Genomic DNA, 23,473 nt, shown 5'->3' with positions numbered 1-23,473 from the left:
CACCGGATCCTCCGACCGAGTCTTCGCGAAGCCCGCTCCGCGAAGGGGCCAGCCCCCTCCCGGTTCCAGTCCTGAAACCCCGGATCGTGGGACTTTGACGTTAAAGCGCGTTTTTTGGCTACTTTTTTCGCGCGGGAAAAAAGTTGCTCGCCGAAAGAGCCTGCGAAGCAGGCCGGGCGAAACCGCAGTTGACTTGTCGAGGCCACCGCACCGCCCGGTGGCGCCAGCCCTCATCACGCCCTCCACCGACACGAACCCACGCACCACTCCCCACAAAGACACCACCCCAAACCGGATTAGCGGTTTTCGCACAACCCGGCGCGGCAAAATGCCGACGCGCCACCCCCCGCTTTGTGGCAGTCTGTGGCCCGTCATGGTCATTCCCCCGAGCCCGAGACGATGAGTACAGCCGTCGAAGCCGATACGCCCCGCAGCCCTGAAACCCTGCTTCGCCAGGTCTTCGGCTACAGCGGCTTTCGCGGGCGGCAGCGCGAGATCATCGAGCACGTCGGCGAAGACGGTCACGCGCTGGTACTCATGCCCACCGGCGGCGGCAAGTCGCTGTGCTACCAGATACCGGCCCTGATGCGAGCGGGCACGACCATCGTCGTCTCGCCGCTGATCGCCCTGATGCGCGACCAGGTCGAGGCGCTCAGGCACAACGGTGTTGCGGCGGCCGTGCTCAACTCTTCGCTTGACTCGGACACCCAGCGGCGCACCGAGCAGGATCTGGCCGAAGGACGACTCGACCTGCTCTACATCGCGCCCGAGCGCCTGCTCCGGGAGACGACCCTGCGGCTGTTCGATCGCTGCCGGATCAACCTGTTCGCCATCGACGAGGCGCACTGCGTCTCGCAGTGGGGCCACGACTTCCGCCCCGAGTACCTCAAGCTCGGCCTGCTCGCCGAGCGCTTTCCGCGCGTACCGCGCATCGCCCTGACCGCCACCGCCGACCAGCGCACGCGAGGCGAAATCGTCGAGCGCCTGCTCGGACCAACGGCGCGCGTGTTCGTCGACAGCTTCGACCGCCCCAACATTCGCTACACCGTCGGCCTCAAGCGCAACGCGCGACAGCAACTGCTCTCGTTCATCCGGCGCCGGCATCCGGGACAATCCGGCATCGTCTACTGCTTCTCGCGCCGCAAGGCCGAGGAGACCGCCGGCTGGCTGGTGCAACAGGGGATCGACGCGATTTCCTACCACGCCGGCATGGAGTCCGGCGACCGCCAGGCCGCCCAGGACCGCTTTATCAACGAAGACGGCCTGATCATCTGCGCGACCATCGCCTTCGGCATGGGTATCGACAAGCCCGACGTGCGCTTCGTCGCCCACCTCGACCTGCCCAAGAGCATCGAGTCTTATTACCAGGAAACCGGCCGGGCCGGGCGCGACGGCCTGCCGGCCGATGCCTGGATGGTCTACAGCCTGTCCGACGTGGTTCGCATCCGCCAGCTGCTGGAACAATCCACTGCCGGCGACGACCAGAAGAAGCTCGAACGCGAGCGCCTCGAGGCCCTGCTGGCCTACTGCGAGCGCGCCGACTGCCGCCGCCCCGCCCTGCTGGGCTATTTCGGCGAGAACCACCCCGGCGGCTGCGGCCACTGCGACAACTGCCAGGACCCACCGGAAACCTGGGACGCCACCGAGGCGGCACGCATGGCCCTGTCGGCCGTATTCCGCACCGGCCAGCGCTTCGGCGCCGGTCACGTCGTCGACGTGCTGACCGGCAAACCAACCGAGCGCGCCGAGCAGCTCGGCCACGACCGCCTGAGCACCTGGGCCATCGGCCGCGATATCGACCGCGCGACCTGGCACTCGGTACTGCGCCAGCTGCTGGCCGCCGGCTACCTGGTACCCGACCCGGAAGGCCACGGCGGGCTGCGCCTGGGGCCGGACTGCCGTGCCCTGCTGCGCGGCGAAACCGATATCGAAATGCGCCGGGATGCCGTCCCCACCAAACGCCGCAGCGCCAGGAAGGCGAGCATCGATGTCGACACGGAGTCACCGCAGTGGCAGGCGCTCAGGCAGTGGCGACTCGAGACGGCCCGCAGCGAGGAGGTGCCGCCGTACGTGATCTTTCACGACGCCACCCTGGCGGCCATCGTCGAGGCGCGGCCAGGCACGCTCGACGAGTTGGCCACCATCAGCGGGGTGGGCGAACACAAGCTGGCGCGCTACGGCGAGGCGGTCATCCGGGCGCTCGCCGCGACCGAAGACTGAACGAGCCCGATCAACTGCCGGCGCGAAACAGCACGACCAGGGGAGAAAACAGCACCATCAGCACGAAGATGCTGCCAAGCACGATCAGCGCGATCTTGAGTGGATGCCGCCGCGCGCTCGAACCCAGCGTATCGGCCTCGCCCCGTTCGCGCGCCCTTTCCCACGCCGCCCGCGCCCGCTCGGCGCGCTCGCGCTGGTAGCCGTCCATCAGTTCACGAGCGCGGGAATAGTCGTCGGGGTTCTTCAGCCAGATACCGCCGGCAGTGATGCCGAATGGGCCCGGCGGCGTGTCGTAGCACTCGATGTTGTGTGCTTCCATGAGATCGCGCACTTCATCGATTTCGTCGTCGGGTACGTGGCGAAGGTTGAGCAATAAACGGGGCATCGCGAATCTCCCGATTTCGAGGGCGCTGCCGAGCGTGTCGGCCGGCCCGCCATATGCGTATAATCGAGTGTTCTGCCCGCAGGTCAGGGAAGCCTCTATGCGGGCGTAAACAAAAAAGGGAGCCTACCATGTCCGAACTCACTCAATTGCTCCAGCAACTCGGCGAAGACTCGAAGCTGCACGACGAGTATATCGCTGACCCCAAAAAGGTCATGAAAGAACGTGGCCTCGAGGACGAGGAGATTCAGGCCATGCTCGACAAGGACGTCGACAAACTCCGAAAACTCAGCGGCCTCGACGCGCTGAAATCAAACGGTTCCGTCAGGGCTTGCGACTAACCGATTCATTTCGAATTCCCCGACCAGGTCGCATGACGATCCGGCTGTTCATTGCGAGTGCGTTTCTTGTCCTGGGCGGCCTCGTCGGTGCGCAGTCGGCGGGCACCTCTTCGTTCGAAAGCCAGCTCGAGCGCGCACAGGAGCTGAACACGACTGCTCCCTGGAGAGAGACCCGAGCCCTGCTCGACGCAATCGAGCCCCGATTGGCCGAGGCTACGCCGGAGCAACGTGCAGACTTCTGGCTCATCAGTGCTCGTAACCGGACGCTGGCCGGCAATATGGAGACTGCGCTCGGCCAGCTCGAAGCGCTCTTTGGCGAGCCCCTGACCCTGCAGCAGGAGATCCGGGCATACTCACTCGCAGCGAACATCGCCGTCCTACTGCGCCGCTGGGAGGAGACCTTCGGCTACCTCAACCGCGCCCTTGAACTGGCCGGACAACTCAGTCAATCGGAGATAACCAACGCCCCCTTCTCCCTTGCCGCCTATGTCTACGCCAAGATCGGGGAGACCACGCAGGCCATTGAATATGGGAAGCGCGCCGTCGAGATCGGCCAAGAAAGTGGCAACGCCCGCGATGTGTGCTTCGGCCATGCTCGCCTCGCCTTCGTTTACAAGACGGCCGAGTTGTTCGAGCCGGCACGCCGCCACTATCGTGAAGCCCTCGAGAACTGCCAGGAAACGGGCGACGAACTGGTCACCGGCACCACCGAGAGCGGGTTGGCCGACCTGCTTCGCGCAACCGGAGACTTCAAGCAGGCCGACGAAGTGTTCCAACAGGCGCTTTCGCGACTGGAAGAAACCGGCTATCACTACGGCCTGGCCGAGGCGCGATTCTACAGGGCCCGGCTTCACTGGCAGCTCGACGAGCATGAAGCTGTCGAGGCGCTGCTCGAGGCATCGCTCTCCGCGCTCGAGGACGACGAGGCCTGGGACTACGTCGCCGAGGCTTACGGCATGCTCAGCGAAATCGAGTCAGAAAGCGGAAACAACGAGCAGGCCCTGTCTTATATGCGCCAGCAACTCGATGCGCGCGAAAGCTTTCTCGACCTTGAACGCGCACGCCAGCTCGCCCACTTGCAGGTCGCCTTCGACACGCGCTCGCGCGAACAGGAATTGGCGCTGCTCCGGGAGCAGCGCCGGGTCGCCGAGCTCGAATCCGAATCCCGGCGCCATCGCGACCGCCTGCGCTGGATGGTGTATGCATTCGCCGTCTTCCTGTTCCTGGTAATGGTCTTGCTGCTTGTCCACGTGTTGCGAGAGCGGCGTCACTTCCGCCGCCTGGCCGGGCTCGACAGTCTGACCGGCCTGAGTAACCACACGCGCTTGTTCGACACTGCCCGCATGATGGTCGACAGATCCCATCACGATCATCAGCCCCTGGTACTCGCCGTCGGAGACATCGACCACTTCAAGCGCGTCAACGACGAGTTTGGCCATATCGCCGGCGACCACGCGCTGATCGAAGTGGCCCGAGTGCTGAGCGAAAACTTCCCGGTACCGGCACATATCGGTCGAATCGGTGGCGAGGAGTTCGCGATATGTCTGCCCGGCGAGACCGTCACCCAGATCATGCCAAAGCTCGACGAAGTCCGCGCGGCAATGGGCCGGATCGACTACGGCGGCAACGGCAAACCCCTGTCGATGAGCTTCGGCGTGGCCGAGCTGCAGCCGGACGAGCCGCTGGAAAAGCTGCGCGAGCGCGCTGACGAAGCGCTCTATCAAGCCAAGCACGGTGGGCGCAACGTCGTCGTCGTCGCCGAGCCGCGAGAGCGGGATCTTGGCTGAACCGACTAGAGACTGACTGATGGCCGGCAAGGGACAGCTTATCGTGATCGGCTGCGGCATCCAGCTCGGCCGACATATCAGCGAACGTGGCGTCAGCGAAATCGACCGGGCGGATACGGTGCTGGTCCTGGCCGATCCCTTTGCCTTCGACTGGATCGCCGAGCGCCGACCCGACGCGATCAACCTCACCGAGGACTACGATGACCGGATCGACAGGCGGGTGACCTACCGCCGGATGGTCGAGCGGATCGTGACACCCGTCCTGGCCGGCAGGCGCGTCTGCGCGGTCTTCTACGGACACCCCGGGGTATTCGCCCAGGTGCCGCACGCCGCCATCGAGCAGGTCCGCTCGGCCGGCCTGCCTGCCCGCATGGAACCGGGTATCTCGGCGGAAGCCTGTCTCTATGCCGACCTGGGGCTCGACCCGGGCGAGCGCGGCGTCCAGAGCATCGAGGCGACGCGCTTTCTGGCCTACCGTCACGACCTCGACCCGACCGCGCTGGTTCTGCTGTGGCAGGTCGCGCTGGCCGGCAACCTCGCCTGCGTCGGTTTCGAGCCCGACCCCAAGCGGCTGCAGCTGCTGGTCGACAAGCTCTCTGGCTGGTACGCCCTCTACACGCCGGTGATCCTTTACGAGGCGGCGCAGCTTCCGATCGAGGATTTTCGTGCCGAGCAAATGGCCCTGGCCGACCTGCCCACAGCACGCTACAAGGAATACACCACGCTGGTCATCCCGCCGGCACACGAGGCCGAGCGAGACGAGCACTGGATCGAGGCGCTCGAGGCGCTGGAGTCAACGAGCACCAGCTAGCAAAGCCGCATATGACCGGTCGGTCCAAGGACCAATTCACAAGCACCCGTTTACAAGCACCAATTCAACAAGCACCAATTTTCAAACAAATCCCAATGAACGAAATTTCAATGACCCAAACGGTGACGGCGGCCTGATCAAGCGACTTGCCGCAATCCCGGACGGGCTCGGCCCTTTCCGACCCTGCAAAAGGACCAGCGAACGTGCCTGAAGTTCGGCGACACGCCCGTTTCGGTCATTGAAGATTCGGTCCTTCGAGAATTGTTTGGCAATTGGTGCTTGGTACTTGGGAATTTTCAAGAGAGACCGTCTGGTCAGTCCGAGTCCTCTTCTTCAGCCAGAATGGTCTCGCCCGATCCGAAGGAAGCCGGCGCCTGCGCGCCCAGCCAGGCCAGCACGGCATAAGCCGCAGCGTTCTGCGCCAGGTTTGCGGGCTCGATCTTGTCGAGCGTGTCGTTGACGGTGTGGTGATAATCGAAATACTCGGTGCCGTCCTGCTCGAGATCAACGGCGGCCACGCCCAGGGCGGCCGCCGGGTAGAAGTCGGGGCCGCCGTTGGCCTCGCGTTCGCCCAGCTCGATTCCCAGCGGCTCGAGTTCGGCCTGGATGGCCTCGATCACCGGCCAGGCCGCATCGCGTACCCGCGCACTGATCGCATAGATCTTGCCGGCGCCGAAGTCGGATTCGGCCACCAGCTGGTAGTTGTCGATCTGTTCCTCCCGGGCCTCGGCCCAGGCCCGGCCGCCCCAGAGCCCGATTTCCTCGGCGGCGAACAGGATGACGCGAATCGAACGATCCGGACGTCGCTCAAGGTTGTTGATCAAACGCGCCGCCTCGGTGACGATCGCCACGCCGGCGCCGTCGTCGATCGCGCCGGTACCCACGTCCCAGGAATCCAGGTGCGCGCCCAGGGCGACGATCTCATCGGGCCTTTCGGCGCCGGTGATCTCGGCGAAGACGTTCTGCGAGGTGTAGGCCTCGGTCGTCTCGGCGTCGACCTCGACCCGGATCCGCACCGGCTCGTCGCCGTCCACCAGGCGCTCGAGCAGGTCGGCATCCGGATTGGAGATGGCGACCGCCGGCAGGAGCCGCACGTCGGAATCGAAGCGCTGCATGCCGGTATGGGCGAAGCGGTTATTGGAGGTGCCGATCGAGCGGATGACCAGCGCCAGCGCGCCCTTTTCCTCCGCCACGCGGCTGCCGACCGATCGCGCGCCCACCGCCCGGCCGTAACCGGCGCCGGTGCGCGTACGCTCCATGCGGTTGCGGATGAACACGATGCGATCGGCCACCTCGGCCTCGTCGGCCGCCTCGAGCGCGGCCAGGTCGTCGAACATCACCACCTCGGCCTCGATGCCGCCTTCGGGCGTGGCCGGTGAAAAGCCCAGCGCCAGGGTGACCAGGTCGTGGCGGGCCGGTGAGACAATCTCGGTGCGCTCGAGGCCGCGGTGCCAGGTCGGGAAGGTGGCCGGCTCGGTCCAGACGCGGTCGAAGCCCATGTCCTCGAGCATCGCGACCGCCCAGTCGACCGCCTGCGCGTCGGCTTCGCTGCCGGCCAGTCGCGGGCCGATCCGGGTGGTCAGGTCGGCGACGATCTCGTAGCCGCCGTCACCGCCCAGCGCCGCCTCGCGCAACTCCCGCGCAACAGCGAGATCCTCGTCGGTAAACGTCTGGGCGGGCAGCGGCCCGGCCACGAACAGGCCAGCGGCCAGCCAAAGCATGCATTTCATGTCGACGAATCTCCTTGCAGTCAGTCGGTAGTCGGGACCTGGCGGACGGAGCCCGTCAGCCGGAATCAATGCCCGGCCGGCCCCCGAGGCCGAAATGCCGGCCGTTTAGAGCATTCGAATTTCAGTCATTCGAATTTGTTTGGAATCTTGTGCTTCGGATTTGGGATTTCCGACAACATCGGCTCCAGGTGCCGAAGCGCCCGAACATAAACGCGCCGTTTGAACGGAATGACATGTCTGACCGGGTACCAGAAATCCACCCAGCGGTAGCGGTCAAACTCGGGCTTGTCGGCCGCCTCCAGGTCGAAGGCACCATCGTCGGCGAGGAACTGCAGCAGGAACCAGACCTGCTTTTGCCCCACGCAGACGGGTTTCTGGTGCCGGCGCCGGTAGCGGCGCGGCAGGCGATAGCGCAGCCAGCCGGGCGTCTGGCCCAGCACTTCAACGTGTTCAGGGGCGAGCCCGGTCTCTTCGCCGAGCTCGCGATACATTGCTTCTATGGGCGTCTCGTCGGTGTTCATGCCGCCCTGCGGGAATTGCCAGCCATCCTTGCCGGCGCGGCGCGCCCAGAAAACGCGCCCGTCTTCCCGAGCCAGCACGATCCCGACATTCGGCCTGAAACCGTCCGGATCAATCATGGTGATGGTCGTCGCGGCCGGCTATCATACCGGGCCGCGGAAAGAGTCAACTACCTCGAATGGTAATCAATTCATGGCGCATGCACCAGCCATAAGAAGATCGATGGTCTGGATCGGCCTGCTGGCCCTGCCTCCGGCGGCCCTGCTACTGGCCGCAAGCTGGGGCAGCAGCGGCTGGGTCTGGCCCTTCTCCGCCGATGGGGTGATGGAACGCGTCGTCGGCGAGCTGCGCATCCCCCGGGCGATTGCCGCCTTCGTCACCGGCGCCCTGCTCGCCCAGGCCGGCTGCCTGATGCAGGTCCTGCTGCGCAATCCCCTCGCCGACCCCTACATCCTGGGACTGTCAGGCGGCGCGGCTGCCTTCGCCCTGATGGGCATGAGCCTGGGTCTGGGCTTCCTGCCAACACCCGCACTAGCTTTCGCCGGGGCCATGCTGACCATGGTCCTGGTGTTCGTGCTCGCACGCGGGCGCGGGCCCTGGAGCACGACCCGGGTGCTTCTCACCGGCGTGGTGATCGCCGCCGGCTGGGGCGCGATCATTTCGCTGATCCTGGCCACCGGCCCGGACGGCAGCCTGCGTTCGATGCTCTACTGGTTGATGGGCGACCTCAGTCATGCCGCGCTGCCCGCCTGGTGGCTGCTACCGCTGGCCGCCGGCGTCGGGCTGCTCTGGCTTCGCGCGCGCAGCCTCAACGTGCTCAGCGGCGGCGAACTCCAGGCCGCTCTGCTGGGCGAGGCCGCGCGCATGCGGTTCTGGGAGATCTACGTCGCCGCCTCCTTGCTGACCGCGCTCGCGGTCTCCCTGGCCGGCGCGATCGGCTTTGTCGGCCTGATCGTGCCCCACCTGATGCGCCTGCTGGTGGGCGCCGACCATCGCGTGCTGTTGCCGGCTTCGGCCTTGTTCGGGGGCGGCTTCCTGGTGCTGGCCGACACCGCCGCGCGCAGCCTGCTCGGTCCGCGTCAGCTGCCGGTGGGGGTGCTGACGGCGCTGATCGGCGTGCCGCTGTTTCTGCTGCTGCTCTACCGCGCCGCCAGGATCAAGTAGTCATGACCCCCGCGGCCAACAGTCCACTCATCGTCGAGGACCTGGGCGTGCGCATCGGAGCGGTCGAAGTCGTGCGCGACCTCAACCTGGCCGTCGGCCAGGGCGAGTTCTGGGGCCTGCTGGGGCCCAACGGTGTAGGGAAAACCACCCTGCTGAAGACCTTCGCCGGCGTGTTCGAGCCCGAACGCGGCGGCATCCGGCTCGACGGTCGGCGCCTGGATGAGATCCGTCGCCGCGAGATCGCTCGACGCCTAGGCATGCTGCCGCAGCACACCCACTACGCCTTCGACGCCACCTGCCTGGAAACCGCGCTGGTCGGACGCCACCCACACCTCAAGCCCTGGGCGCGCGAATCCCGGGCCGACCACGATCGCGCCCGCGACGCGCTGGTCGACCTGGAAATGCTCGATCTGGCCGAGCGCAGCTGCATGGATCTGTCCGGTGGCGAGTCGCGCCGTCTTGCCCTGGCCACCCTGCTGGTCCAGGACCCGGCCGTGATGCTGCTCGATGAGCCGACGAATCATCTGGACCCGGCCAACCAGGTGACCATCCTCAACGTGCTCCACCGCCAGGTACGCGAGGCACGCAAGTCGGCCATCATGGCCCTGCACGAGGTCAACCTGGCCACCTGCTACTGCTCGCACGTGCTTTTGCTCTACGGCAACGGCGAATGGGATGCCGGGCCGAGCCGCGAGTTGCTCACCGCCGACAACCTCTCGCGCCTGTATCGCTGCCGGGTACGCCTGGTCGACGACGGCCAGCAGCGCGTCTTCGCCGTTGCCGGTGGCGCGGGAGAACGCTTTGACGGATAGGTGAGCCCCGCATGCGGCAGGCGCTGGCGCGTCTCGGCCGCCGCGACCACGAGATTGCCACCGAAGAGCAGGCCGGCCCCGGCCCGTCAGCTCTCCCGGATTTCGACGGTCTGACCGTCCCTGAGCCGTTCGTTGCCGCGGATGACCACCCGGTCGCCGGCCTGGACCGGCCCGGCGACCTCGATCCAGTCGCCCTGGCCGATGCCGGTCGACACGGTCGCCCGCCGCGCCGTGCCCTCGTCATCGATGATGAACACCGCCGTGCCGGAACCGCGCAGTACCAGGGCGTCGCGCGGCACGGCGAGGACTTCACGCGACTCGGCCGTGGGAATGGTCACGCGCACGGTCTGGCCCACGGGAAGCGGCCGCTCGATGTCCAGGCGCAGTTCGAACACGTGCAGATCCTCGTTGCCCACGCTGACGACCGTGCGAAGCGGCGCCGGGAAGACCTCGCCGTCGGCATCCACGGCCAGCTCATCCCCCGCCTCGACGTAGCGGTAGTAGCGCAGCGGTGCGCGGGCCACCACCTCCAGGCTGTTGGAATCGACCAGCCGCAGGATGCGCGCACCGACGCCGACGCGTTCGCCGGCTCGCGCCACGCGCTCGACGACGACCCCCGGAAACGGTGCGCGAACGCGGGTCCGATCGATCTGGTCCTGGAGCTGGGCCAGGCGCGAGCGCGTCACGGCCAGGTCGCTTTGCGCCATGTCGCGCTCCGAGCGCGTCTGGTCGATCTGGCTGGCGGCGGCCAGGTTGGTTTCGGCAAGGCGCTGCACGCGCGCCAGCTCGGCGTTCAGAAAAGCCAGTCGCGCCTGCGTGCTGTCGATCTCGGCCTCCAGCTCGGACACGCGCAACTGCAGCACCGTGTCCTCGATCCGCGCGACCACGTCGCCCTCGGCCACCCGCGTTCCCACATCGGCCACTTCGACCAGCCTGCCCTCGACTTCGGCCGAAAGGCTGGCATCCGAACGCGACAGCACGGTCCCGGCCACCTGCATGGTGGGCGCCATCTCGCGCGACTCGGCTTCGGCCACTTCGACGGTCGGCTCACCGCCGAACTGGGCCCAGGCGGGCGCGGCCAACAGGCCGCCGAGGGCTACAGCAAACTTCCAGTTCATCCATCTTCCTTGGTTCATGCCGGCACCACCTTGCCTTCGGTGGCCGCCTGGCGGTCTTCATTGACTCTCAGCAGGCTGGGCAACAGCACCAGGGTGAACAGGGTGCTGACCGCCATGCCGCCGACGATGACCGCGGCCAGGCCGCGATAGAGTTCGGTGCCCGCTCCGGGCAGGACCAGCAGCGGCAGCATGCCGAACACGCTGGTGGTGGTACTCATCAGGATCGGACGCAGGCGAAGCCGCACGGCCGTCTCGACCGCATCGCGCCGGCTCAGGCCCTCCTCACGCTCACCGTCGCGGGCACGATAGACCAGCAGGATGGCGTTGTTGACGACCAGGCCGAGCAGGATGACGAAACCGATCATCGTGAGCATGTCCATCGCCTGGCCGGTCAGCCAGCCGGTAATGCGCAGCGCGACGATCCCGCCGACGGTGGCCATCGGAATGGTCATCAACACCAGAATGGAGTCCCGGAAGGAGCGAAACAGGGCCGAGATCAGCAGGTAAAGAATCACGATCGCCAGCAGGAAGCTGCCGGCGAGGTTCGAAAGCGTCTCGCCCAGGGCCTCGGCGGTACCACGGTAGGTGATCACGCCGTCGGGCGGGAGTGCCTCCCGGATTGCCGGCTCGACTTCGTCCTGCAGGAAGGCCAGGGCGGTTTCCATCGGCATGCCCGACGGCGGTGTTACCTGCAGCGACAGGGTCCGTCGCCGGTCGACGCGCCGGATCTGGTTGGGACCGGCGGTGCGCTCCAGGTCGGCCAGTTCCCCCAAAGTGGCGATCCGGCCGGAGGGCGTGGCCAGCGGCATGCCCATCAAGTCCTCGGGCGTTTGCCATTCCTGCCCGCGCAGGATCACGTCGAGCCGGCGGTCGCCGTCGAAATAGTCACCCAGGTAGGCACCGTTGCCGAAGGCGCGCACCAGGGTGGCCACGTCGCCGCGGGACCAGCCCATCTCGGCGATGCGCCGGTCGTCGGGCTTGAGCCGCAGTTCCGGTTCGGCCAGCTCCAGCCCCGGTTGGGGGCGAATGGTCGCTTCGGGCATCTTCGACTGGATCAGCCCGAACGCGGTCTGGCCGGCGCCGAGCAGCTGCTCGACATCGGCAGCCTGGAGATCGATCTCGATCTGCCGGCTGCCGCGCCCGCCGAAGATGGGCGAACGATTGGCGCGCCCGAAAGTGTCCGGGAAACCGGTCAGGATTTCGTTGTTGACCACCGCCAGCAACTCTTCGACCTGGTCCTCGTCGGCCGCGCGCATGCCCAGGAAGGCACCGCTGCCGAAGAACCCGAGGAAGGTATTGGCGATGGCCGGCTCCTTTTCGCCGCGGATGTACGGGATCAGGCGCTGGTTGATCGGATCGATCAGCTCCGCCTCGGCCGTATCCGGGCCCATCCCCGAGGGAGTCTGCAGGAAGCCGAAAATGAAGTTGCGCTTGCCTTCGGGGAGGTAGTCGGCCGGCGGTAGCAAGAGCGCGCCGATCACCAGCGGCACCAGCGTCAACCCGGCGATCCAGCCCCAGCGGCGGCGCGGGGTGTCGGTCAGCCCCATGATGAAATCCGATCCGTTCTGCCACCAGGACGCGTGCCGATCCTCCAGCGCCGCGTCCCCCAGCAGTCGGTAGCTGGCCGTGGGCAGGACGACGATGGCGACCAGCAGGGAACAGACGATGGCCGCCGAGATCACCACCGCCAGGTCGGCGAACAGCTGCCCGGCCTCGTCCTGCAGAAACATCACCGGCAGGAAGATGGCCACGGTCGTGGCAGTCGAAGCCAGCAGCGCGCCCCAGACCTGGCCGGTGCCGCGATCGGCGGCCTCCAGCGGCGCGCGCCCCTGTTCGCGCTGGCGCACGATGTTCTCGAGCACGACGATGGCCGCGTCGAGCACCATGCCGGTAGCGAACGCCAGGCCGGCGAGCGAGATCACGTTGAGGGTGCGTCCGACCGTATCCAGGACAAGAAAAGCGAAGCAAAGACACAGCGGAATGGCGACAGCGACCATCAGCGTGGCGCGCAGCTTGCGGAAAAACCACCACAGCACCAGTACGGCCAGGCTCATGCCGACGATCAGGTTGGTCGCCACCATGCTGACCGACTCGCGGATGTAGACGGTATCGTCGCTGACCTGCTCGATATCCAGCCCGGCCGGCGTCAGGTGGCTTTCGCGCAGTTCCTCGACCGTCGCCTGGATCTCGCCCATCACGTCGAGCACGTTCACGCCCGGTTCGGCGATCACGTTCATGGCGATCGACGGCCCGCCGTTCTGGGTCATCACGCCCGAGGAATCACGCATGATGCGCTCGACGCTGGCGACGTCGCGCAGGTAAACCGGCCGCCCCTCGCGCCAGTCGAGCACCAGGTTCTCGAGATCGGCGATCTCGTACTGGCCGGCGAAGCGCAGCGTGTACTGTCGCCGCCCGACTTCCTGGAAACCGCCGGAAACGTCGTTGTTCTGGCCCAGGGCCTGGCCGATGCGGGTCAGGTCGACGCCGATGGCGGCTGCCTGGTAGGGATCGAAGGTAATGCGGACCTCGAAGGGACGGCCACCCCGGGGGTTGGCCGAGGAGACACCGGAAATGCGCTCGAGGCGTTCCTTGACCACCTCGTCGATGAAGTCCTGGTACTCGATGATCGGGCGGTTGTTGTCGGGCATCGGCCGAATGGCGAACCAGGCGACGGTGTCACCGAACTGGTCGGAGCCCACGCGCACGGTCGGTTCGGTGACGTCGGTGGGATAGCGCGGCACCTGGTTGAGCCGGTTGATGACCTCGATCAGCGCGCGATTGAGATCCGCGCCGACGTCGAATTCCAGGTTGATCGACCCGCGGCCCTGGCTGGCGGTGGCCGTCATGCGCTGCAGGCCAGGCACGTCGCGCAGCTGGTTCTCCTGCGGCTCGATGATCTCCGACTCAACCTCCGACGGCGCGGCGGCGCGCCAGCCGGTGGATATCGAAATCGTCGGCCGGTCGATATTGGGCGTCATCTGCACCGGCAAGCGCGACAGGCTCAGCAGGCCGAAGATCACCAGCAGGATGCAGCCCACGGCAACGGCCACCGGGTTGCTCAGTCCGAGTCGGGTCAGGGGCAAGTTGGATTCTCCGCTATCGTTCTTGTTCGGGGGCGGGCATCATCCCGCACTCGCGATCAGTGAATTGACAACGTCGACGGCGAATCGTGCCACCGGATTGACGAAAACTTCACTTTCGTGACAGGCGCGCCACGCATCGCACGCGCTCGGCGTGCACGGCGTCGGCAATCGCCGGACCTCGCAGGCCGCGCTCGACGAACGGGCGCGCCTCGACGGCCGAGGCTTCGGCATGGGCCCGCCGCAGGAAGTCGGCCTGGGGGTAGGGCTCGTCCTCTCGCCCCGCGCGTCCCCTGCGGTCGGCCTCGCAGGCCAGCAGGAACGGCTCGAGTCGCGCCGGTCGCCGGAACGCGTCGAGGCGCTCGAACAAGCGCACGATCGTCGCGGGTTTCAGTTCGAGCGCGCGGTGGGCGACCAGGTGGTGCTCACCCACGAGCAGGGCCAGGTCGCGACAGTCGACGCTCACACGAAGGCGCTCGCACACGTCGCGAATCGGCGCCAGCCCGGCCTTCTCGTGGCCGACGTGCCGCGGCAGTTCCTCCGGCGGCGTAAGGCCCTTGCCCAGGTCGTGGACCAGCGCCGCGAATCGCGCCGGCAGCGTTCCGCCCAGGCGCGCCGCCTGGTCGACGACCATCAGGGTGTGAACGCCGGCATCGATCTCGGGGTGGTGCTCGGCCACTTGCTCCACACCGAACAGCCGCTCCAGCTCCGGCAGGATCACGCCCAGCGCACCGGTGGCATGCAGCAGCTCGAAACAACGCGACGGGCGCGCCTCCATCAGCGCCGAAGACAGTTCCTGCCAGACGCGCTCGGCCACCAGGTGGTCGACCTCGCCGTCGACGACCATCTCGCGGCAGAGCTCGAAGGTCTCTTCGGCCACCCGGAACTGCGGGAAACGCGCATAAAAGCGCGCCAGGCGGAGAATGCGCACCGGGTCTTCGCGGAAGGCCGGCGAAACATGCCGGAGCATGCGTCGCTCGAGGTCGCACCGTCCGCCGAATGGATCGACGATCCGACCCTCAGCGTCCTCGGCCATGGCGTTGACGGTCAGGTCGCGCCGCTCGAGGTCGTCCTCCAGGGTCACCTCCGGCCCGGTATGAAAGATAAAGCCGTGGTAGCCGCGGCCGGCCTTGCGCTCGGTCCGCGCCAGCGCGTACTCCTCGTTGGTGTCGGGATGGAGAAAGACCGGAAAATCGCGGCCGACCGGGCGGAAACCGCGCTCGCGCATGCCTTCCGGTGTTGCACCGACCACCACGTGGTCGGCATCCGAAGCCACACGCCCGAGCAGGCGGTCGCGTACCACGCCGCCGACCCGGTAGACCTTCAGGCCGCGGGTCGGATCCTTGCCGGCATCAGGTTCGCTCACGCCGGGCCTGGCGACGGAACTGCTGGTAGCGCGCCTGCTTGTCGATCGGCGTCAGCCAGGCCACGGCGCGTTCGTCCAGGCCCCAGGGGCGAATACCAAGCGCCTCGAAACCATTGTTCTGGCACACGCTGTCGAGCTTGAGCGACTTGAAGTTATCGCTGGAGAAGGGCTTGCCGGGAACGAAATCGAAGGCCAGGCCCTGCAAGCGACCCAGCACGTCGGGCAGGCCGACGACCAGGCGCCGGAGCTCGAGCTGGTCGCGCAGCCAGCGCACCAAGTCGATGAGACGCCAGGCTTCCGAGCCGCACAGCTCGTAGGTCTGCCCGGCGGTTTCCTCGTCCTCGAGCACGCGCATGAATGCTTCGACCACGTCGTCGATGAACACCGGCGCGAACTTCGCGCCGGGCCGGGCCAGCGGCAGAACGGGCGAGAGCCGAAGCAGCGTGGCAAAGCGATTGAGGAAACTGTCTTCGCGCCCGAAGATCGTCGAAGGACGCAGGATCGTGCCGGCCACGCGCCCGTCGCGATCGGCGGCGCGAACTCGCGCTTCACCCTCGCCGCGGGTTCGCAGGTAGTGGCTTTCACCCCGCCCGGCATTGATCGAGCTCATCTGGACCAGGCGCGGCACGCCGGCCTCGACGCAGGCGTCGATGACCCGCTCGACCAGCTCGACGTGCACGCGGGCAAACCCCTTGCCGCCGAAAACGCGCTCGTTGAGGATGCCGACGAGATTGATCGCGACATCGTGTCCGCGCAGTTCCTCGACCAGTCGATCCGCGTCGAAGGGGTCGAACTGACGAATGGTGGCCTGCGGAATCACCCACAGGTGCTTGCAGCCGGGCGCGTAGCGGGTGGCGACGGTGACCCGGTGCCCCTCGCGCGCCAGGCGCCGCGTCAGGTGGGAGCCGACGAAACCCGAACCACCGAGTATCAAAACCCTCATGTTTTCTCCAGACTCAGGAACCAGCGTCCATTCTACCGGTCACGGCGGGCAGGCGAATCCCGCGGCCGGACCGGCACCCGGGATGATCTGCCCGGTCAGCAACTGCGGCTGGCGTTCCAGTTGCCACTCGTAGATGGTGGCGAAGGCCAGGACCCGCGGCACGTAGTCTCGGGTCTCGTAGAAGGGCATGGTCTCGATCCAGACATCCGGCGGCGTGTCGGGCCGCTCGTCGAGCCAGCGTTTGACGGCATTGGCCCCGGCGTTGTAGGCGGCCGCCACGCGCACCCAGTTGCCGCCGAAATCGCGATGGAGTTCGGCCAGGTGGGCGATGCCCAGGGGCACGTTGATCGCCGGGTCGGTCAGCGACGACGCGCCGTCATAGCGCAGGCTGTTGCGCCGCGCCACGGCACCGGCGGTGCCGGGCATGAGCTGCAGCAGACCGAGTGCGCCGGCCGGCGACCGGGCGTCGGGCTGCATCGCCGATTCGGCCCGCATCAGGCCGTAGGCCAGGGCCGGGTCGACGCCGTAGCGACGCGCTTCGGCCAGCACCGTACCCTTCGCCGCCATGGGAAAGCGCCAGGGGTAGGCCTGGCGGCGCCCGGCCTGGTTGAGCGCCGTGATCGACAGGTGGTGCCAGCCGCGGCCGGCGGCGACCAGGGCGGCCTGCTCGATTTCCCGGTCGATCAGTCGCGCGGAAAGATGGCGCCAGGTGCTGCGCGCATGCCAGGGCAGACCGACCTCGAACAGCTCGAGGACGCGCTCGAACTCGGCGTCGCGCAGGAGGCGGCGCTGGATGGCGTCGTCGGCTTGCAGCGGGGTCTCGCAAAGGCTCAGCGGCTGGTCGAGATGACCGGCGGCCAGAAAGCCGTAGTAATCGGCTTCGGCGCTGAGCGTCGTGAACGCGAGCATGGCTTCGGGACGATTGAGTTCGCCCAGCGCCCGACCGCGCCAGTAGCGCCAGCGCGACTCGGCCTGGGCGCGCAGGGGCATCGATTCGATGCTCGCCAGGACCTCGGCCCAGTCCCCCCTCGCCATGGCCGCCCTGGCGCGCCAGGCCAGCAGCTGCCCGTCCCGCGCCGACGCCGGCAGCGCATCGATGGCCGCCACCGCGTCCGGCTCGAGCGCGACGGCGCGGAACAGGGCGATCTCGCGCGCGATGGCGGCAGCCTCGGATTCGGGCCAGGAGAAGTTTCGTGACAGGCTCCGCCAGTAGCCGTCGGCGGCTTCCCAGTCGCTGCGCGCCAGGCGTTCGAGCCCCCAGGAAACGATCAGTCGAGCGTAGTCGATGTCGCGCCACTGGCGCGCCTGGCGCAGGGTCGCGTGCGAACGCTGCGCCATGGCCAGCCAGCGGTCGGCCCACGGTCTCTCGTCGGGCGGAAGGTAGCGCTTGAGATAGCGGGCGAGACCCGATTCACCGGCATCCAGCGCCAGGCGGAAGCGGCGCCAGGCGGTGTCGGCGTCCGGGTTGCCCTGCCGGCGCCACCAGCCGAAGGCCTCGTTGCAGGCATCGGGCTGCGAGCGTCCGGCCAGCCAGAGATCGCGGACCCAGTCCTGGAGGCCGTCGGTCTCACCGCGGCGGATTCTTGCGCGCGCGACGTGACAGCGCACCACCACGTCCGAATGGTCGCCGGCGTGGGTCAGCAATCGATCGAAGTCCCCCTGGTCCCCCAGGCTGCGCAACCAGGTTCGCTTCAGTTGCGGATGGAAGGACCAGTCGCGATAGCGCGCCAGAAACTGCGTCATCACCTCCGGCGGCACCTGGTCAATGCGCTGCCGGAACAGTTCGAACTGAAGGTAAGGCGTGAGCGGGTAGTCCGGCAAAGCGGCGACGGCCTGAACGATGCCGGCCTGGTCGCCACGCTGGGCCGCCTGCCAGCCCTCCCGGAACAGCTCGCGTTCACGATCACGATCCGCCCCAGCCGCGGCCGAGCACCCCAGCACCGCCAGAATCACAAGAATCAGTCTTGCTTTCATCGCCTCAACGCTCCAGTATTCCAGCCATCCTGCATCCACCCCGGCATTCTGACAAATGCTCATATCCGTCGCCCTGCTGCTCCTGATCGGCCTGGTGGCCGGCGTTCTGGCCGGGCTGCTGGGGATCGGCGGCGGGCTGGTGATCGTGCCCGGACTGACGGCCATTCTGATCCTCGACCAGGTCGACGAGAGCGTGGCCGTGCCCGTGGCCATCGCCACGTCGCTGGCTACCATGTTGATGACCGCTGCAAGCTCGATCTGGTTCCACGGCCGCAGGGGCGCGATGCACTGGCCGACGATCGCCCGTCTGGGCAGCGGCGTGGCCGCGGGCGCGGCCGCCGGTGCCCTGATGGCGACGCTCGTCCCCGGCCACACCCTGGCCCGCGTGTTCGCGCTCATCGCCGTTTTCCTCGGCCTGCGCATGATCTTCGCCGGCCCGGCGGCGCAAGCCGCATCCCGTCCGGCCTTTCCGCGACTTTGGTGGCTGGCCGGCCCGCTGATCGGAGCGGCCTCCGCGCTGGTCGGCATCGGCGGCGGCAGCTTCAACGTGCCCTACCTCGCCCGCAACGGCTACCGCATGGTTCAGGCGGTGGCCAACGCCTCGGCTTGCGGCTGGCCCATCGCCCTGGCCGGGTCGGCGGTGTTTGTCCTGCGAATTCCGAGCGGGCCGGGCCCCGATCACTTGCTGGGCCATGTCTGGCTACCCGGCATGCTGGTCATCGGCCTCGGCGGCATGATCGCCGCACCGCTGGGGGTGGCGCTGGCACATCGCTTGCCGGCGGCTGGATTACGACGAGTATTCGGTGGTGTGCTGATAGCGGTCGCCGTGCGTATGGCCTGGTAGCTGCACGTCGTCGCCCAGATCGACGGCCATCGACAGCGGCTGGTGATCGGAAAACGTCACCGGCAGGGCGCGCAGTTCGCTCACCCGCATGTTCGGCGACACCAGGATGTGATCGATGGCGCGCTGCGGCTGCCAGGCGGGAAAGGTCAGCACCGGCTCACCGGGGCGAACCAGGCCGGCCTGGTCGCAGAAGCTGCGCACTTCACGCGAGCCCGGCCCACTGTTGAAGTCACCCATGACCACCACGTGGGGATAGGCGCGAACCAGCGATGCGACGTAGTCGAGTTGCTGCGCTCGCGCCCGCCGGCCGAGCGCGAGGTGCAGCACGACCAGCCACAGCGCGCGCTCACCCTCGCCGAAGCGGATCACCATGGCGCCGCGACCCGGAATGGCTCCCGGCAGGCGGTGTTCCTCGATGTCGCTGGGTTCGATCCGGCTGAGCAGGCCGTTGCCGGCGTGAGCGACGATGCCGACCTTGCGGTTTCCCTGGTGGCTCCACCAGGGAAACTGGGCGTGCGTGGCCAGGTACTTGGCCTGGTTGAGAAAGCCTGAGCGCAAACTGCCGCAGTCGACTTCCTGCAGCGCGACGATGTCGTACTCGCGCACCAGTTCGGCAATGGCGTCGAGATTGGCGACGCGCTGATTGTTGGGCAGAACCTGGCGCCAGCTGCGCGTGACGTACTCGCGGTAGCGGCCGGTCGAGGTGCCGGCCTGGATGTTGTAGCTCAGCAGCTTGAGCTGGCGACGGGGCCCGCCCACGTCGATCAGCTGGTGGCGCTGTCAGCCGTCTCGGCCGCCGCTTCCTCGTCGTCGCCGCCCGCTTCGCTTTCGGAACCCAGACCCAGCGCCTCGGCCTCACGCTCGACGAGGTAGTCGACGACCTCGAGCATCTCGTCGTAGCCGCTGAAACCGTTGGGGCTCACGCGCCACTTTCCCTGGACGATGACCGAGGGAGTACCGCGAATACCGAAAGTGCGGACATCGTTGCGGTTCTGGCGCATGCGCGCATCAACCGCGAAGGACTGCGAGGTATTGATGAAGGTCTCCGCCTCGACCCCGTGGTCGGCGTAGAAATCGGCGATGTCCTCGAAACTCCTGAACTGGCGCCGCTCGTCGTGCAGGGCCTCGAACATGGCATCGTGGGTCTCGTCGGCAATACCCATGACTTCCGCGGTGTAGTAAGCGCGAGCGAACAGATCCCATCCGGGCTGCAGCGCCACGGGCAGATGATCGACCTCGACATAGTCGGGCAGCCCTTCTTCCCAATTGCTCAGGTGGGGCAGAAAGCGGCGGCAGGCCGGGCAGGGGTAGCCGAAGCCGTCTGTGACCACAACGCGGTCATCGGGCGCGGTAATCGGGCTGCCGACTTCCTGGTAGTGCCGGCCCTCTTCGAAGGTCTGGGCCTGCAGGGCCCCGGCGAGCAGCAGGCTGGCGCCTGCCGTCAACATCAGAATCTTGCGCATTGCGTACTCCGCGAATTGTCTTGGTTGTATGGCCCTGTCAGACCCGCCGGGAACCGGCGAGTTCCAACTACTGCCAATCCATGAGCTTACCAGCGCGCCGTGTGCAACCCTTCGATATAGGAACTGACGGCCTCGATTTCCTCGTCCGTCATGTTCTCGGCGACCGCCGCCATGATCTTGCTGTAGGGATCGTCCTCGCCGTTGGTGACGCCGTTTCTGTAGTCGTTGAGCCGCTTGACGGTGTAGTCGGCGTGCTGGCCACCCAGGCGCGGGTAGTGGGCCCCGGGGATGCCGCTGCCCGACGGACCGTGACAGGCCCCGCAGGCCGGTACGCCCGATTCGGCGTTACCCGCCTGATAGAGGGCTTGACCCTGCTCGACGAGTTCTTCGTCGGCCACGCCCGGTTCAAGCGACTGTTCCTCGTAATAGGCGGAGATGTCGGCCAGATCCTGGTCGCTCATATCGGCGACGATCGGGTACATCTCCGGTACGTTGCGCTCCTGCTCACGAATGAGGATCGACTGGCGCGTCGCGTAACCGGCATGCTGCGCGGCCAGCTTGGGCCAGGTCGTGACCTGTGAATTGCCGTCCATGCCGTGGCAGGACGAACACACGGCCGCCTTCTCCTCGCCGGCCTCGGGGTCGCCCACGAGCTGCGCCTGGGCCAGCAGCGGCGCCGATGCCAACAGCATCACCAAGAATCGAGCCATTTGGATCCTTCTCCTGATTGGAAGTCTGAACCTGATATTATGGCCTTTCAGCCCTCGCTGTGCCAGCCGTGTTGCTCTCATGAAACCCATCCAGACCCTGCTCCACCGGGCCGAATACCTCATCAGCGTGCATAATCGCTCGCAGCTGCCGCCCGATGAAGGCGCCGAAGTCGCCATCGCCGGTCGATCCAACGCCGGCAAGTCCAGCCTGCTCAACCGCCTGTGCCGCCAGAAGTCGCTGGCGCGAACCAGCCGCACACCCGGCCGAACCCGCCAGCTCGTGTTCTTTCAGCTCGACGAAACCCGTCATCTCGTCGACCTGCCCGGCTACGGCTTCGCACGCGTCGGCGGCGACCTCAAGAAGCACTGGAAAGGGCTGATCCAGGGCTACCTCGAGAGTCGCCAGGCCCTGTCCGGGCTGGTGATCGTCATGGACCTGCGGCACCCGCTCAAGCCCGGCGACGTGGACCTGGCCAACTGGGCCGCCGCGCAGGGCCTGCCAATGCACCTGGTGCTGACCAAGGCGGACAAGCTGGGCCGGGGCAAGCAGAACGAAGCGCTCATGAGCGTGCGAAAAGCGGTCGACGAGACCGTCGGCGTGCAACTCTTCTCCGCCGTTACGGGGCAGGGACTGGAGGAGCTGGAGGCGGTAATGGCCGACTGGCTGCTGGACGGGGCCGGTCAATCCGAGACCGGGGAAACCGCAAGCCCGGGCCAGTAGTCGAGCTGAGTCAACTCTCGATCGAGCATCGACAGGTCGCCGAGGTTCTCGGCCACCAGTTCCTTGAGGTTCTCGAAGCTGCCGGCATCGACCTCGACGAAGCGGCAGGCGATTCGCCCTTCCTCGACACGCACGGCCTGCACACGGGCGGAGATCTCGGTTCGGTCGCCGTTGACCAGGCCGCGCAGCTTCAGCGTCAGGTCGCCATGGCGCGCCGAGTCGAAGCCCGCAGGGCGGGCCAGCGCCACCAGCGCACCGTTGATGGAAAGGTCGAGCAGCTCGCAGTCGCGGGCGTCGCCTTCGTCGGTCAACAGCTCGCAATCGGCGTGAAAGGGAAAGCGATGGAAGCGGCGTCGTTCTTGTTCAGGACTCATGCTTGCGGCGCACCCGGGCTGAGACGGTAGATGAAATGAATCAATCATGCATCCTACAATGAACCATGACTTCCACTGATCCAACAGCGACGACCGGCGACGGTCTGCCGATCGGCGGTCACCGCATCACGCCGGCACTCGGCCTCGCGCCCATGGCCGGCGTGACCGACAAGCCGTTCCGGCTGCTTTGCCGTCGTCTCGGCGCCGGCCTGGCCACTTCCGAGATGACCAGCTCCGATCCGTCGCTGTGGCACACCCTCAAGTCGCGCGAGCGAATGGATCACGGCGGCGAGCCGGGCCCGGTGAGCGTGCAGATCGCCGGCACGGTACCGGAACGCATGGCCGAAGCGGCCCGCCACAACGTCGAGCACGGCGCCGAGATCATCGACATCAACATGGGCTGCCCGGCCAAGAAGGTCTGCAAGGCCTGGGCCGGCTCGGCCCTGATGCGCGATGAAGCGCTGGTCGGGCGCATCCTCGAGGCCGTGGTGGCGGCCGTGGACGTCCCCGTCACCCTCAAGATTCGCACGGGCTGGGACAGCGCGCATCGCAACGGCCCCACCGTTGCCCGCATCGCGGAGGAATCCGGCATCGTCGCCCTGGCAGTGCACGGTCGAACGCGCGATCAGAAGTACCAGGGCCGGGCCGAATACGACACGATCGCCGAAATCGTCTCCCGCTGCGCCCTGCCGGTCTGGGCCAACGGCGACATCGACTCGCCGGAAAAGGCGCGCGACGTGCTTGATTACACCGGGGCCGCCGGACTCCTGATCGGCCGCGCCGCCCAGGGCCGTCCCTGGATCTTCGGTGAGATCGACCACTTTCTAACCACCGGCGAGAAACTGCCGGAAAAGCCGATCGGGGAAGTGCGCGACATCCTTCTCGGCCATCTCGCGGCCCTGCACGATTTCTACGGGGAGCATCGGGGCGTTCGCATCGCGCGCAAGCACCTGGGCTGGTACGCAAAGGATCGCCCCGAAAACGCCGGGTTCCGACGCGTGGTCAACCGGGCGGAAAGCGCCAGCGAGCAGGTCGCGCTCACGCGCGCCTACTTCGACGCGCTGGCCGAGGACTCGAACGCGGTGCTGTCGACTGCAGCCTGAAGTCTGGCTGC

Annotated in this window: 21 protein-coding genes; 9 read left to right on the top strand and 12 right to left on the bottom strand. The window is 67.0% G+C overall.

The genetic code is table 11. The features are described 5' to 3' along the window. Positions 1-399: 399 nt before the first annotated feature. The gene (gene recQ / locus ACDC67_RS14220) at positions 400-2,220 is read left to right on the top strand and encodes a DNA helicase RecQ (RefSeq protein ID WP_376694182.1); all 1,821 of its coding nucleotides are present in this window, start codon (positions 400-402) and stop codon (positions 2,218-2,220) included. A 10-nt stretch (positions 2,221-2,230) separates the two neighbouring features. Here the strand turns inward: recQ and ACDC67_RS14215 are convergent, their stop codons facing one another. Beyond that, positions 2,231-2,605: a DUF6164 family protein gene (locus ACDC67_RS14215; protein ID WP_376694180.1), complete on the bottom strand. Its 375-nt coding sequence runs from the start codon at positions 2,603-2,605 to the stop codon at positions 2,231-2,233. A 128-nt stretch (positions 2,606-2,733) separates the two neighbouring features. Here ACDC67_RS14215 and ACDC67_RS14210 point away from each other — a divergent pair, with 128 nt between their 5' ends. From ACDC67_RS14210 to ACDC67_RS14200, 3 genes are read left to right on the top strand one after another with little or no spacing between them, the layout of a single operon-like run. Further along, on the top strand, positions 2,734-2,943 hold the full coding sequence (locus tag ACDC67_RS14210) for a hypothetical protein (protein WP_376694179.1): 210 nt from the start codon (positions 2,734-2,736) through the stop codon (positions 2,941-2,943). 32 nt (positions 2,944-2,975) lie between these two features. Continuing rightward, positions 2,976-4,730: a diguanylate cyclase gene (locus tag ACDC67_RS14205; RefSeq protein ID WP_376694177.1), complete on the top strand. Its 1,755-nt coding sequence runs from the start codon at positions 2,976-2,978 to the stop codon at positions 4,728-4,730. Positions 4,731-4,749: 19 nt separating this feature from the next. Continuing rightward, on the top strand, positions 4,750-5,541 hold the full coding sequence (locus ACDC67_RS14200) for an SAM-dependent methyltransferase (RefSeq protein WP_376694175.1): 792 nt from the start codon (positions 4,750-4,752) through the stop codon (positions 5,539-5,541). Positions 5,542-5,855: 314 nt separating this feature from the next. Here the strand turns inward: ACDC67_RS14200 and ACDC67_RS14195 are convergent, their stop codons facing one another. After that, on the bottom strand, positions 5,856-7,271 hold the full coding sequence (locus tag ACDC67_RS14195) for a M20/M25/M40 family metallo-hydrolase (protein ID WP_376694174.1): 1,416 nt from the start codon (positions 7,269-7,271) through the stop codon (positions 5,856-5,858). Positions 7,272-7,396: 125 nt separating this feature from the next. Next, positions 7,397-7,909 (bottom strand): RNA pyrophosphohydrolase, encoded by a 513-nt coding sequence (locus ACDC67_RS14190; RefSeq protein ID WP_376694172.1) that lies wholly within the window; start codon positions 7,907-7,909, stop codon positions 7,397-7,399. Between the two features lie 103 nt (positions 7,910-8,012). On the opposite strand from ACDC67_RS14190, the gene ACDC67_RS14185 reads away from it, so the two are divergent. After that, entirely contained in the window at positions 8,013-8,954 is a 942-nt protein-coding gene (locus ACDC67_RS14185; RefSeq protein WP_376694170.1) for a FecCD family ABC transporter permease, read from the top strand. Positions 8,955-8,956: 2 nt separating this feature from the next. Next, a complete protein-coding gene (locus ACDC67_RS14180; RefSeq protein ID WP_376694169.1) occupies positions 8,957-9,766 on the top strand; it encodes an ABC transporter ATP-binding protein in 810 nt (269 codons plus the stop codon). 86 nt (positions 9,767-9,852) lie between these two features. Here the strand turns inward: ACDC67_RS14180 and ACDC67_RS14175 are convergent, their stop codons facing one another. From ACDC67_RS14175 to ACDC67_RS14155, 5 genes are all read right to left on the bottom strand, one after another. Beyond that, positions 9,853-10,884, bottom strand: a complete 1,032-nt coding sequence (locus ACDC67_RS14175; RefSeq protein WP_376694168.1) for an efflux RND transporter periplasmic adaptor subunit — start codon at positions 10,882-10,884, stop codon at positions 9,853-9,855. A 14-nt stretch (positions 10,885-10,898) separates the two neighbouring features. Further along, on the bottom strand, positions 10,899-13,967 hold the full coding sequence (locus ACDC67_RS14170; protein WP_376694167.1) for an efflux RND transporter permease subunit: 3,069 nt from the start codon (positions 13,965-13,967) through the stop codon (positions 10,899-10,901). A gap of 109 nt (positions 13,968-14,076) precedes the next feature. Continuing rightward, positions 14,077-15,291: a multifunctional CCA addition/repair protein gene (locus ACDC67_RS14165; RefSeq protein WP_376694187.1), complete on the bottom strand. Its 1,215-nt coding sequence runs from the start codon at positions 15,289-15,291 to the stop codon at positions 14,077-14,079. 25 nt (positions 15,292-15,316) lie between these two features. Beyond that, a complete protein-coding gene (locus ACDC67_RS14160; RefSeq protein ID WP_376694166.1) occupies positions 15,317-16,273 on the bottom strand; it encodes a complex I NDUFA9 subunit family protein in 957 nt (318 codons plus the stop codon). A 39-nt stretch (positions 16,274-16,312) separates the two neighbouring features. Continuing rightward, positions 16,313-18,310, bottom strand: coding sequence for a transglycosylase SLT domain-containing protein (locus ACDC67_RS14155; protein ID WP_376694165.1), 1,998 nt, complete (start codon positions 18,308-18,310; stop codon positions 16,313-16,315). Between ACDC67_RS14155 and ACDC67_RS14150 the strand changes: the two genes are divergently transcribed. Continuing rightward, positions 18,303-19,091, top strand: a complete 789-nt coding sequence (locus ACDC67_RS14150; protein WP_376694164.1) for a sulfite exporter TauE/SafE family protein — start codon at positions 18,303-18,305, stop codon at positions 19,089-19,091. The genes ACDC67_RS14155 and ACDC67_RS14150 overlap by 8 nt on opposite strands. Here ACDC67_RS14150 and ACDC67_RS14145 read toward each other — a convergent pair. From ACDC67_RS14145 to ACDC67_RS14135, 3 genes are all read right to left on the bottom strand, one after another. After that, positions 19,035-19,850 (bottom strand): endonuclease/exonuclease/phosphatase family protein, encoded by an 816-nt coding sequence (locus ACDC67_RS14145; RefSeq protein WP_376694163.1) that lies wholly within the window; start codon positions 19,848-19,850, stop codon positions 19,035-19,037. The genes ACDC67_RS14150 and ACDC67_RS14145 overlap by 57 nt on opposite strands. Before the next feature lie 5 nt (positions 19,851-19,855). Further along, the gene (locus tag ACDC67_RS14140; protein ID WP_376694162.1) at positions 19,856-20,554 is read right to left on the bottom strand and encodes a thiol:disulfide interchange protein DsbA/DsbL; all 699 of its coding nucleotides are present in this window, start codon (positions 20,552-20,554) and stop codon (positions 19,856-19,858) included. 86 nt (positions 20,555-20,640) lie between these two features. Next, the gene (locus ACDC67_RS14135; RefSeq protein WP_376694161.1) at positions 20,641-21,264 is read right to left on the bottom strand and encodes a c-type cytochrome; all 624 of its coding nucleotides are present in this window, start codon (positions 21,262-21,264) and stop codon (positions 20,641-20,643) included. 79 nt (positions 21,265-21,343) lie between these two features. Here ACDC67_RS14135 and yihA point away from each other — a divergent pair, with 79 nt between their 5' ends. Further along, positions 21,344-21,985 (top strand): ribosome biogenesis GTP-binding protein YihA/YsxC, encoded by a 642-nt coding sequence (yihA, locus tag ACDC67_RS14130; RefSeq protein WP_459117376.1) that lies wholly within the window; start codon positions 21,344-21,346, stop codon positions 21,983-21,985. Here the strand turns inward: yihA and ACDC67_RS14125 are convergent. Further along, complete coding sequence (locus ACDC67_RS14125) at positions 21,946-22,359, bottom strand: PilZ domain-containing protein (protein WP_376694160.1); 414 nt, start codon at positions 22,357-22,359, stop codon at positions 21,946-21,948. The two genes, yihA and ACDC67_RS14125, sit on opposite strands and share 40 nt — an antisense overlap. A gap of 65 nt (positions 22,360-22,424) precedes the next feature. Between ACDC67_RS14125 and dusB the strand changes: the two genes are divergently transcribed. Continuing rightward, positions 22,425-23,462 carry a tRNA dihydrouridine synthase DusB gene (gene dusB, locus ACDC67_RS14120; RefSeq protein WP_376694158.1) on the top strand — a complete coding sequence of 346 codons (1,038 nt, stop codon included), beginning with the start codon at positions 22,425-22,427 and terminating at the stop codon, positions 23,460-23,462. The last annotated feature ends 11 nt before the right edge of the window (positions 23,463-23,473 follow it).

This window comes from Wenzhouxiangella indolica (genome assembly GCF_042310355.1).
Taxonomy (GTDB): domain Bacteria; phylum Pseudomonadota; class Gammaproteobacteria; order Xanthomonadales; family Wenzhouxiangellaceae; genus Wenzhouxiangella.
This window is presented reverse-complemented; position numbering and strand designations above follow the sequence as displayed.